This is a genomic window from Mitsuaria chitosanitabida ATCC BAA-476 = NBRC 102408, assembly GCF_001598255.1.
GTDB lineage: Bacteria > Pseudomonadota > Gammaproteobacteria > Burkholderiales > Burkholderiaceae_C > Roseateles > Roseateles chitosanitabidus.
This window is the reverse complement of record NZ_BCYP01000006.1, coordinates 86,405-98,219: the sequence shown is the minus strand read 5'-3', so window position 1 is coordinate 98,219 and position 11,815 is coordinate 86,405. Positions and strand designations below refer to the sequence as shown.

9 protein-coding genes are annotated in these 11,815 nt (G+C 67.4%); 2 read left to right on the top strand and 7 right to left on the bottom strand.

Annotated elements, in window-relative coordinates; translation table 11 throughout:
* Position 1: 1 nt before the first annotated feature.
* Both hpnE and MCHT01_RS03380 read left to right on the top strand, forming a co-directional pair.
* On the top strand, positions 2–1,375 hold the full coding sequence (gene hpnE / locus MCHT01_RS03385) for a hydroxysqualene dehydroxylase HpnE (RefSeq protein WP_148661360.1): 1,374 nt from the start codon (positions 2–4) through the stop codon (positions 1,373–1,375).
* A gap of 131 nt (positions 1,376–1,506) precedes the next feature.
* A complete protein-coding gene (locus MCHT01_RS03380) occupies positions 1,507–2,274 on the top strand; it encodes an IclR family transcriptional regulator (protein ID WP_067062389.1) in 768 nt (255 codons plus the stop codon).
* Between the two features lie 108 nt (positions 2,275–2,382).
* Here the strand turns inward: MCHT01_RS03380 and pbpG are convergent, their stop codons facing one another.
* The 7 genes from pbpG to MCHT01_RS03345 form a co-directional block, all read right to left on the bottom strand.
* Complete coding sequence (gene pbpG / locus MCHT01_RS03375; RefSeq protein ID WP_084451849.1) at positions 2,383–3,390, bottom strand: D-alanyl-D-alanine endopeptidase; 1,008 nt, start codon at positions 3,388–3,390, stop codon at positions 2,383–2,385.
* A 183-nt stretch (positions 3,391–3,573) separates the two neighbouring features.
* Positions 3,574–5,115 (bottom strand): 2-isopropylmalate synthase, encoded by a 1,542-nt coding sequence (locus MCHT01_RS03370; RefSeq protein ID WP_067062384.1) that lies wholly within the window; start codon positions 5,113–5,115, stop codon positions 3,574–3,576.
* A gap of 109 nt (positions 5,116–5,224) precedes the next feature.
* Positions 5,225–6,919, bottom strand: a complete 1,695-nt coding sequence (leuA, locus tag MCHT01_RS03365; protein ID WP_067062381.1) for a 2-isopropylmalate synthase — start codon at positions 6,917–6,919, stop codon at positions 5,225–5,227.
* 255 nt (positions 6,920–7,174) lie between these two features.
* On the bottom strand, positions 7,175–8,023 hold the full coding sequence (pssA, locus tag MCHT01_RS03360) for a CDP-diacylglycerol--serine O-phosphatidyltransferase (RefSeq protein WP_067062379.1): 849 nt from the start codon (positions 8,021–8,023) through the stop codon (positions 7,175–7,177).
* Positions 8,024–8,106: 83 nt separating this feature from the next.
* A complete protein-coding gene (ilvC, locus tag MCHT01_RS03355; RefSeq protein ID WP_067062377.1) occupies positions 8,107–9,123 on the bottom strand; it encodes a ketol-acid reductoisomerase in 1,017 nt (338 codons plus the stop codon).
* Between the two features lie 140 nt (positions 9,124–9,263).
* Positions 9,264–9,755, bottom strand: a complete 492-nt coding sequence (ilvN, locus tag MCHT01_RS03350; RefSeq protein ID WP_067062374.1) for an acetolactate synthase small subunit — start codon at positions 9,753–9,755, stop codon at positions 9,264–9,266.
* 176 nt (positions 9,756–9,931) lie between these two features.
* Positions 9,932–11,728 (bottom strand): acetolactate synthase 3 catalytic subunit, encoded by a 1,797-nt coding sequence (locus MCHT01_RS03345; protein WP_067062371.1) that lies wholly within the window; start codon positions 11,726–11,728, stop codon positions 9,932–9,934.
* Between the last annotated feature and the right edge of the window lie 87 nt (positions 11,729–11,815).

Here is an 11,815-nt window from a genome sequence, read left to right as displayed (position 1 = left end):
CGTGAGCACGCGGCTGGCGATCATCGGCGGCGGCTGGGCGGGCCTCGCCGCGGCGGTGGAAGCCGCATCGCTCGGCGCGGCGGTCACGCTGTTCGAGATGGCCCCGACACTGGGTGGGCGAGCCCGCAGCCTGGACGGCGGTCAGCCGACCGCCGACCGCAGGGCCGATGGCGCCGCGAGCGCCGCGACCCAGGCCGCGACCGGATCCGGCCTCCCCGCGACGTCCGCGGGACCGGTTCTCGACAACGGCCAGCATATCCTGATCGGCGCCTACACCGAGTCCCTCGCGCTGATGCGGCGCGTGGGTGTCGATCCCGAGGCGGCCCTGCGCCGCATGCCGCTTCGCCTGCGCTATCCGGAGCGCGAGACGCTGACGCTGCCGCCCGGTCCGCCGACGCTGGCCTTCCTGCGCGGCGTGCTGGGCTGCGCGGCCTGGTCCCTGGGCGACCGGTTGCGCTTCCTCGCGGCGAGCAGCGCCTGGACGCTGCGCGGCTTCCGCTGCGACCCGCGCCTGACGGTGGCCGAGCTGTGCGCCGGACTCCCCCGCGCGGTCCGCGACGACCTGATCGACCCGCTCTGCGTGGCGGCGCTCAACACGCCGGCGATGCAGGCGAGCGCGCAGGTCTTCCTGCGCGTGCTGAAGGACGCGCTCTTCAGCGGTCCGGGCAGCGCGGACCTGCTGCTGCCGCGACAGGGCCTGAGCGCCCTGCTTCCGGAACCCGCGCGGACCTGGCTGCTCGGACGCGGCGCCCGCCTCCACACACGCCGCGTGCAGCGCATCGAGGCCGACGGCCGCGGCTGGTCCGTCGATGGCGAAACCTTCGACGAGGCCATCGTGGCCTGCAGCTCGGTCGAGGCGGCCCGCCTGACCCGAGATCTCGCGCCGCGTTGGAGCGCGGTCACTGGCGCCTTCGAGTTCCAGCCCATCGTGACCCTCTATCTGGAGAGCGCCGGCTCGGCGCTGCCGGCGCCGATGGTCGCGCTGCGCGAGTCGGCGACCGAGCCGGCGCAGTTCGCCTTCGATCTCGGCCAACTGGGTCACCCCCCGGGCCTCTTCAGCCTGGTGGTCAGCGGTGCCGCGCCGTGGGTCGCGCGCGGCCTGGACGTCACCGGCGAGGCGGCGCTGGCGCAGGCCAGGCGGCACTTCGTCTGGAAGACCGAGCCGCGCATCGTCCGCGTCCTCAGCGAGAAGCGCGCCACCTTCGCCTGCACGCCCGGACTTGCACGGCCGGACGCGGTGATCGCTCCTGGCCTCCAGGCCGCCGGCGACTACCTCGCGGGTCCCTATCCGGCCACTTTGGAAGGCGCCGTGCGCAGCGGACTGGCCGCCGCGCGTTCCGCCATGCGGCAGACGCGGTCGCCCGCGCCCTATTGAAGGGCGTTTCGCGGCATCGACAACGCAAAAACCACTGGCCGTGCCCTCGTTGAGGAGCAAATGCGACAGGTAGAGCCTCCACTCGGTTTCGCCATGCAAAACCCGAGAGAAATCCATCACAATCGTCCGCCATGAAGTCCAAGGAGCTGCAGACCCCCGCCATCCAGGTCCTCGAGCGCACCTTCGCGCTGCTGGACGTCCTGGCCCAGCATCAGGATCCCGTGTCGCTGAAGGTGATCAGCGAGACCACCGGCCTGCACCCGTCCACCGCCCACCGCATCCTCAACGACCTGGCCCTGGGCCGCTTCGTCGACCGACCCGAGGCCGGCAGCTACCGGCTGGGCATGCGCCTGCTGGAACTGGGCAATCTGGTGAAGGCCCGCCTGGACGTGCGCGAGGCCGCCATCGGCCCCATGCGGGAGCTGCACAAGCTCACCCACCAACCGGTCAACCTCTCGGTCCGCCAAGGCGACGAGATCGTCTACATCGAGCGGACCTACAGCGAGCGCAGCGGCATGCAGGTCGTGCGCGCGGTCGGTGGCCGGGCCCCCTTGCATCTGACCTCGGTCGGAAAGCTCTTCCTGGCGAGCGACGACCCCCAGCGCGTGCGCGCCTATGCGACGCGGACGGGCCTCTCCGGCCACACGCGGAACAGCCTCACCGACGTCGCGCACCTGGAGCGCGAAATGGCGCTCGTGCGGCAGCGCGGCGTGGCACGGGACGATGAGGAGCTGGAACTCGGCGTGCGTTGCATGGCCGCCGGCATCTACGACGACCAGGGCAAGCTGGTGGCGGGACTCTCGATCTCGGCGCCCGCCGATCGGCTCGAGGAAGGCTGGCTGCCACGCCTCAAGGAAACCGCCACGCGGATCTCGGCGGCCCTCGGATTCCGGGGCTGAACGCCTCGGCCCGCGCCACCGCGGGCTTCCAGACTCGGCGAGCGGAAACGACAACGGGCCCGAAGGCCCGTTCTCATTGGGGGAGCGCCGGGGCGCTCGCGTCGGCGCTTACTTGGCGACGATCGCCGGCGTGACGGCCGTGGCCGTGGCCAGCGGCGACGTGGCACCGGTCAGCCACTTGCGCACGCGTTCGGCGTCGCCGATCCGGGAGTACTTCCCGGCCGAATCCAGGAACACCATGATCAGCTTGCGACCGGCGAGCTGCGCCTGCATCACCAGGCATTGACCCGCCTCGTTGATGAAGCCGGTCTTCTGCAGACCGATGTCCCAGTCGCCCTTGCGGACCAGGCCGTTGGTCGTGCCGAAACGCACCATGCGGCGTCCGAGCTCGACGGTGTACTCGGGCGAGGTCGACAGCTCGCGCAGCAGCGGGAAGCTGTGCGCCACCTTCACCAGCTTGGCCAGGTCGCTGGCGCTGGACTGGTTGCGGCTGGACAGACCGGTCGGCTCGACGTAGTGGGTGTCGTTCATGCCCAGCAGGTGGGCCTTGGCGTTCATGGCGGCGACGAAGGCCTCCAGACCGCCCGGGTAGTTGCGGCCCAGCGCGTGCGCGGCCCGGTTCTCCGAGGACATCAGCGCCAGGTGCAGCAGCTCGCCGCGGGTCAGCGTGGTGCCGACGGCCAGGCGCGAACCGGTGAACTTCTCGGTGTCCTTGTCGTCGTCGGAGATGGTCAGCTTCTCGTCCATCGACTGGTTGGCCTCGACCACCAGCAGCGCCGTCATCAGCTTCGTGATCGACGCGATGGGGAGCACCGCGGACGGATTCTTCGAGAAGAGGACTTCGTTCGTGTCCTGGTCGACCACGTAAGCGACGCTCGACTTCAGATCCAGCGGATCCTCGGTGTCGTGCAGGCCGTACATCTGGCCGAACGAGGGTTTGGCCGGCACCACTTCACGCACCGCGGCGCGCGCCGCCACCTTGCGGGGCGAGCGCGGGGCCGGCTTGGCCTTGCGTGCGGTGGATTTGGCTTTCGCCTTGGTGTTGGAGGACGACGCGGTGGCCGCCTGCGCGGCTTGCACCGGCGCAAGACTGGCGGTCAAACCCGTCAGCAACATGACGCCGCTGAGCGCGGCACCAGACAGCAATGTCGCAATGGTCTTCAATCCAGTCCCCAGGTCAGTGGGCGCGAGTGTAGGGGATCACGGAAAGACCGGCAAGATCAAGGACTTGGCTCACTCTCTTAAAGTGGGCCGATCCGTGCATCCGATACGGTCCAGCGACCTTTGTCGGACACCCTGTCAACCTTGCGCCGCCACCCGCTCCGTCTTGCTCCGCAGCTTGTTCAGTGCGCTCAAATATGCTTTGGCCGAGGCGACGACGATATCGGGATCTGCCCCCACGCCGTTCACCACGCGACCGGCATGCTGCAGGCGCACCGTGACTTCACCCTGCGATTCTGTGCTTCCGCCGGTGATCGCGCTGACCGAATACAGCAGCATTTCGGCCCCACTTTGGACCTTGCTCTCGATGGCCTTGAGCACCGCGTCGACCGGGCCGTTGCCGTCGCTCTGCGTGCGATGTTCGTCCTCGCCGGCCGCGAACACGACCTGCGCCTGAGGCCGCTCGCCCATTTCGGAGCGCTGTGCCAGCGCCACCAGCCGGAAGTGGTCCGGCTCCTGGGCAACGGATTCATCCATCACCAGGGCGATGATGTCCTCGTCGAAGATCTCGGCCTTGCGGTCGGCCAGGTCCTTGAAGCGGATGAAGGCGGCGTTGATCTCGGCCTCGGACTCGAGCTGAATGCCCAGCTCCTGAAGCCGCTGCTTGAAGGCGTTGCGGCCTGAGAGCTTGCCCAGCACGATCTTGTTGGCGCTCCAGCCCACGTCCTCGGCCCGCATGATCTCGTAGGTGTCACGGGCCTTCAGCACGCCGTCCTGGTGGATGCCGGACGCATGGGCGAACGCGTTGGCCCCCACCACCGCCTTGTTGGGCTGGACCACGAAGCCGGTCGTCTGCGAGACCATCTTGGACGCCGGCACGATCTGCGACGGGTCCACGCGCACGTCCAGGCCGAAGTAGTCGCGGCGGGTCTTCACCGCCATCACGACCTCCTCGAGCGAGCAGTTGCCGGCGCGCTCGCCCAGGCCGTTGATCGTGCACTCGATCTGGCGGGCGCCGCCGATCTTCACGCCGGCCAGCGAGTTGGCCACCGCCATGCCCAGGTCGTTGTGGCAGTGCACGCTCCAGATCGCCTGATCCGAGTTGGGCACCCGCTCGCGCAGCGTCTTGATGAAGTGGCCGTAGAGCTCCGGCACCGCGTAGCCGACGGTGTCCGGGATGTTGAGGGTGCGGGCGCCCTCGCGGATCACCGCCTCGACGACGCGCGCCAGGAACTCCGGGTCGGAGCGGTAGCCGTCCTCGGGCGAGAACTCGATGTCGTCGGTCAGATTGCGGGCGAAGCGCACCGCCTGGATAGCCTGCTCCAGCACCTGTTCACGACTCATGCGCAGCTTCTTCTCCATGTGGAGCTCGCTGGTGGCGATGAAGGTGTGGATGCGCGAGCGCGCCGCGCCCTTGAGCGCCTCGGCCGCGCGCGCGATGTCGCGATCATTGGCGCGCGCCAGCGAGCAGACGGTGCTGTCCTTGATCGCGTCGGCGATGGCGCGCACCGCCTCGAAGTCGCCCTGGCTGGAGGCCGCGAAGCCCGCCTCGATCACGTCCACCTTCAAGCGCTCCAGCTGCCGCGCGATGCGCAGCTTCTCGTCCTTGGTCATGGACGCGCCGGGCGATTGCTCACCATCGCGCAGGGTGGTGTCGAAGATGATCAGCTGGTCGGACATGAGGGGCTTCCTTGCGGTGACGGGCCGGGACTTCGACGCCGCATCGACATGAAGCGATGCGGCGCGGACGAGGCCCCGTGACGGGCGATGGTCGAGTGTAGGTCGCCGATCAGGCGGCGACGCGGTCGGCGAGCTTGAGCACGCCGCGCTGCGCCGCGCGGCGCAGGCCCGACACGATCGCCTTCAGCGAGGCCGACGCGATGTTGCCGTCCATGCCGACGCCGAAGAGCGTGGCCTCGCCCACGCGCAGCTCCAGGTAGGCCACCGCTTGCGCGTCGGCGCCGCTGCCCAGCGCGTGCTCGTGATAGTCCAGCACGCGGACCTGCGTCTTGAGCAGCTTGTTCAGGCCCTCGACGAAGGCGTCGATCGGGCCCTTGCCCGAGCCGTCGATGCGGACCATGCGCACGCACAGGTCGGCCTGCGTCTGCACGCGGGTCTGACCGTCCTCGGCGGTATCGATCTGCGGCGCCATCGCGGGGGCCTGCTTGACGCCGTACTCGCGGTCGAAGATCTGCCAGATGTCGGCCGCGCCCAGCTCCTTGCCGGTCGTGTCCATCACGCCCTGCACGATCTGGCTGAACTCGATCTGCAGGCGGCGCGGCAGCTCGATGCCGTACTCGGCCTCGAGCAGGTAGGAGATGCCGCCCTTGCCCGACTGGCTGTTGACGCGGATCACCGCCTCGTAGCTGCGGCCCAGGTCCTTGGGGTCGACCGGCAGATAGGGGATCTCCCAGATGTCGCCGTCCTTGCGCGCGGCGAAGGCCTTCTTGATCGCGTCCTGGTGCGAGCCCGAGAACGAGGTGTAGACCAGCTCGCCCACATACGGATGGCGCGGGTGCACCGGGATCTGGTTGCAATGCTCGACGCAGCGGCGGATCTCGTCGATGTCGGAGAAGTCCAGCTCGGGGTGCACGCCCTGCGTGTAGAGATTCAACGCGACGTTGACCAGGTCCAGGTTGCCGGTGCGCTCGCCGTTGCCGAACAGGCAGCCCTCGACGCGATCGGCGCCGGCCATCAGCGCGAGCTCGGCGGCGGCCGTGCCGGTGCCGCGGTCGTTGTGCGGATGGACCGAGAGGACCACGCTGTCGCGGCGCTCGATGTGGCGGCCCATCCACTCGATCATGTCGGCGTAGATGTTGGGCGTGGAATGCTCGACCGTGGTCGGCAGGTTGATGATGATCTGGCGCTCCGGCGTCGCGCCCCAGGCGGCGGTAACGGCGTCGACGACGCGCTTGGAGAAGCTCAGCTCGGTGCCCGAGAACATCTCCGGTGAGTACTCGAAGCGGAAGTCCGTGCCGGTCTCAGCGGCCTGGCGATCGGCCATCTCGCGGATCATCGCCGTGTGCGTCACGGCCAGGTCGACGATCTCGTCCTCGCTCATGTTCAGCACGACGCGGCGCATCACCGGCGCGACCGCGTTGTAGAGATGCACGATCACGCGCTTGGCGCCGATCAGCGATTCGAAGGTCCGCTCGATCAGCGGCTGGCGCGCCTGCGTCAGCACCTGGATCGTGACGTCGTCGGGGATGTGCCCCCCCTCGATCAGCTGGCGCACGAAGTCGAAGTCGGTCTGCGACGCGGACGGGAAGCCGACCTCGATCTCCTTGAAGCCGATCTTCACCAGCATCTGGAACATGCGCAGCTTGCGCTCCGCGTCCATCGGCTCGATCAGGGCCTGGTTGCCGTCACGCAGGTCGGTGCTCAGCCACAGCGGCGCCTTCGTGATCTGCGCGTCGGGCCAGGTGCGGTCCGAGAGGGCGATGGGGGCGAAGGCGCGGTACTTGGTCTGCGGTTGCTTGAGCATGGGAGCGTTCCTGGTGGATTCAGGGGCGCAACTCGCAGACTCCAAATGGAAAAACGGCCCGCTGCGAGTTGCAATCGGGCCGTTGGATCTGGATGAACGTCGTGTGTCTGACGGACGTGCGCAAATCAGCGAACCCGAAGGTCGCCTAGTAGTAGCAGCGCGGTGGCGGTCAGAAACGTCATGGGGACTGAATATAAAAGGCCGCCGCGCCGCGCGTCAACGCCGATGGGCGAAACGCCGCGCGCTCAGCGTTCGCTATCGGTGAAGGCCCGCTTCATCGGGCTCGTCGGTGGACATGGCGATCACGCTGGCCGGCTTGCCCTTGGCGCGGCGCACCGCGTAGACGACGTAACCCGACAGGCCGTAGGCACAGAACACGCCGAACAGCACCCGCGGCGGATCGATGTTGATCGCGGCGATGGCCAGCATGATCACCACCAGCACGATGAACGGGACCGATCGTTTGAAGGTGATGTCCTTGAAGCTGTAGAACGGCGCGTTGGTCACCATGGTCAGACCAGCGTAGAGCGTGAAGCCGAAGGCCAGCCAGGCCAGTTGCGGATCACGATGGATGTCCTTGTAGCCGGCGCTGTCCAGCGCCCAGATCAGGCTCATCACCAGCGCGGCGGCGGCCGGGCTCGGCACGCCCTGGAAGAAGCGGCGGTCGACCACGGCGATGTTGGTGTTGAAGCGCGCCAGCCGCAGCGCCGCGCCCGCGACGTAGACGAAGGCCGCGAACCAGCCCCATTTGCCCAGCCCCTGCAGCGCCCAGGAGTACATGATCAGCGCTGGCGCCGCACCGAAGGAGACCATGTCCGACAGCGAGTCCATCTGCTCGCCGAAGGTGCTCTGGGTGTTGGTCATGCGGGCGACGCGCCCGTCCAGGCTGTCCAGCACCATGGCCGCGAAGATGCCGTAGACGGATTGCTCGAAGCGGCCGCTGATGCCCATCACCACGGCGTAGAAGCCGCTGAACAGCGCGGCCAGCGTGAAGAGGTTGGGCAGCAAATAGATGCCCTTGTGGCGCGGGCGCTGCGGGGCGTCGAGGACATCGGTCTCGTCCTCGTCGAGCAGGTCGGCGTTCTTGTTCGGGGTCGAATTCATGGGGCGGGAGGATACCTTAGGCCCTCGACGAAAAAGGCCGCGCGGGTCACCCCGCGCGGCCTTTCGAGGACGATGTCCGTCGATCAGTTCTTGGACTTGTCGACCAGCTTGTTGGCCTTGATCCAGGGCATCATGTTGCGCAGTTGCTCGCCGACCTGCTCGATCGGGTGCTCGGCGGTCAGGCGACGGCGGCTGATCAGCGTCGGGGCGCCGGCCTTGTTCTCCAGGATGAAGGACTTGGCGTACTCGCCGGTCTGGATGTCCTTCAGGCACTGACGCATGGCGTCCTTGGTCGCCTCGGTCACGACGCGCGGGCCCGTCACGTACTCGCCGTACTCCGCGTTGTTGGAGATCGAGTAGTTCATGTTGCCGATGCCGCCTTCATAGATCAGGTCGACGATCAGCTTCAGCTCGTGCAGGCACTCGAAGTAGGCCATCTCGGGCGCGTAACCGGCTTCGGTCAGCGTCTCGAAGCCCGCCTTGATCAGCTCGACGGCGCCGCCGCACAGCACGGCCTGCTCGCCGAACAGGTCGGTCTCGGTCTCTTCGCGGAACGAGGTCTGGATGATGCCGGCCTTGCCGCCGCCGTTGGCGGAGGCGTAGCTCAGGGCCAGGTCACGCGCCTTGCCGGTCTTGTCGGCGTAGACGGCGATCAGGTGGGGCACGCCGCCACCCTGGCGATAGGTGTTGCGCACGGTGTGGCCCGGAGCCTTCGGGGCGACCATCCACACGTCCAGGTCCTCGCGCGGCTGCACTTGACCGTAATGGACATTGAAGCCGTGGGCGAAGGCCAGCGAGGCGCCCGCCTTGATGTTGGGCTCGACTTCCTTCTTGTAGACGTCGGCGATCTGCTCGTCGGGCAGCAGGATCATGACCACGTCGGCGGCCTTCACCGCCTCGGCGATCTCGGCGACCTTCAGGCCGGCGCCTTCGGCCTTGGCCCAGGACGCGCCGCCGCGGCGCAGACCCACGGTGACCTTCACGCCGCTGTCGTTCAGGTTCTGGGCATGGGCATGGCCTTGCGAGCCGTAGCCGATGATGGTGACGTTCTTGCCCTTGATGAGGCTGAGGTCGGCGTCCTTGTCGTAGTACACGTTCATGATGGTCTCTCCGGGGAAAACAGTGCCGTTGGCAGTGGGGTTGGGTGACGGACCTTCGCTGCGGGATGCGGGGCGGCGGTCCGGTGTGCGGTGAATCGGTGAAGCCTGGAAGCGGTCGCGGCGCGGGATCGGGTCGGCGGTCAGACGCGCAGGATGCGCTCGCCGCGGCCGATGCCGCTGGTGCCGGTGCGGACCGTCTCGAGGATGGCACCGCGGTCGATCGCGTCGATGAAGGCGTCGAGCTTGCCGGCATCACCGGTGAGCTCGATGGTGTAGGTCTTCTCGGTGACGTCGATCACGTGGCCGCGGAAGATGTCGGCGGTGCGCTTGAGCTCCTCGCGCTCCTTGCCGACGGCGCGGACCTTGATGAGCATGAGCTCGCGCTCGATGTAGCGGCCCTCGGTCAGGTCCACGACCTTGACCACCTCGATCAGCCGGTTCAGGTGCTTGGTGATCTGCTCGATCACGTCGTCGCTGCCGCTGGTCACGATGGTCATGCGCGACAGCGAGGCGTCCTCGGTCGGCGCCACGGTCAGGCTCTCGATGTTGTAGCCCCGGGCGGAGAACAGGGCCACGACGCGCGACAGCGCACCCGGCTCGTTCTCGATGAGCAAAGCGATGATGTGTTTCATGAAGTCTCGTCCTTCGCGCTCTTCAGACCGCCGGCGGTAACCGGACGGCCCTTGGCCACGCTCTTCGATCGATGGAAATGGGCCGGATCGCTCCGAGCGCCTCGGGCCTTCCGCCGCCGGTCACGTCGCGCGCGGTAACGCGCGTCGCGCCTGGCGGCTTCCAGCCGTCGGCCTGCTCAGAGGTCCTCGGACCCCAGCAGCATTTCCGAGATGCCCTTGCCCGCCTGGACCATGGGCCAGACGTTCTCGGTCGGATCGGTGCGCACGTCCAGGAACACGGTGCGGTCCTTCAGACGCATCGCCTCGCGCAGCGCGGGCTCCACGTCCGAGGGCTTCTCCACCAGCAGGCCCACGTGGCCGTAGGCCTCGGCCAGCTTGACGAAGTCCGGCAGCGCATCCATGTAGCTGTGCGAGTAGCGCTTGCCGTAATCCAGCTCCTGCCACTGCCGCACCATGCCCAGGTAGCGGTTGTTCAACGAGACCACCTTCACAGGCGTCTTGTACTGCTGGCAGGTGGACAGCTCCTGGATGTTCATCTGGATGCTGCCCTCGCCGGTGACGCAGAACACGTCCGCGTCCGGCTTGGCCAGCTTGATGCCCATCGCGTAGGGCAGGCCCACGCCCATCGTGCCCAGGCCGCCGGAGTTGATCCAGCGACGCGGCTCGTCGAAGCGCAGGAATTGCGCGGCCCACATCTGATGCTGGCCGACGTCCGATGTGAAGTAGGCGTCGCGGCCGCGGGTCAGGTTCCAGAGGGTCTCCAGCACGAACTGCGGCTTGATGACCTCATTGGACTGCTTGTAGGCCAGGCAGTCGCGCTTGCGCCAGTCGTTGATCTGGCTCCACCAGGCGTTGATCGAGTCTGCGTCAGGCCGGGCCTGCGCTTCCTTGATCTGGGCGATCAGCTCCTGCAGCACGTCCTTCACGTCGCCCACGATCGGGATGTCCACGCGCACGCGCTTGGAGATCGACGAGGGGTCGATGTCGATGTGGATGATCTTGCGATCCACCGACGAGAAGTGCTTGGGGTTGCCGATCACCCGGTCGTCGAAGCGCGCGCCCACGGCCAGCAGCACGTCGCAGTGCTGCATGGTCATGTTGGCCTCGTAGGTGCCGTGCATGCCCAGCATGCCCAGGAAGCGCGGATCGGTGCCGGGCATCGCGCCCAGACCCATCAGCGTGTTGGTGCAGGGGTAGCCGAGCAGGTCGACCAGCTGGCGCAGCTCGGCCGTGGCCTCGCCCAGGATGACGCCGCCGCCGGTGTAGATGTAGGGACGCTTGGCGCCCATCAGCAGTTGGACCGCCTTGCGGATCTGGCCGCTGTGGCCCTTCTTCACCGGGTTGTAGGAGCGCATTTCCACGCGTTCCGGATACTGGAACGCGGTGCGATTGAGCGAGACGTCCTTCGGAATGTCGACGACGACCGGGCCGGGGCGGCCGGTGCGCGCGATGTGGAAGGCTTTCTTCAGCGTGCTCGCGAGGTCGCGCACATCCTTGACCAGGAAGTTGTGCTTGACGATCGGGCGGGTGATGCCGACGGTGTCGCACTCCTGGAAAGCATCCAGGCCGATCGCCGGCGTGGGGACCTGACCCGTGATGATGACCATCGGGATCGAGTCCATGTAGGCGGTCGCGATGCCGGTGATGGCATTCGTGACGCCGGGACCCGAGGTCACCAGCGCGACGCCGACTTCGCCGGTCGCGCGGGCATAGCCGTCGGCCGCGTGCACGGCGGCTTGCTCATGACGGACCAGCACATGCTGAATAGCGTCCTGCTTGTAGAGCGCGTCGTAGATGTAGAGGACGGCACCGCCTGGATAGCCCCAGAGGAACTTCACGCCTTCGGCCTGAAGACTCTGAACCAGGATTTCGGAGCCATTCAGTTCCTGACCGGAACTGACGGAATGGGGGTGCGGTTGTGAGCGAGCTTCCGTGATCGCTGCACGTTTGATGTCCGCGGCAGACATGTCCATATGTCGAACCTCTGAGAATTTCTCTGACGAAAAACCATCGGTGCTTCTCCTCTCGCCCTTGTGAGGCGGACTTGAAACGTCGCGTCA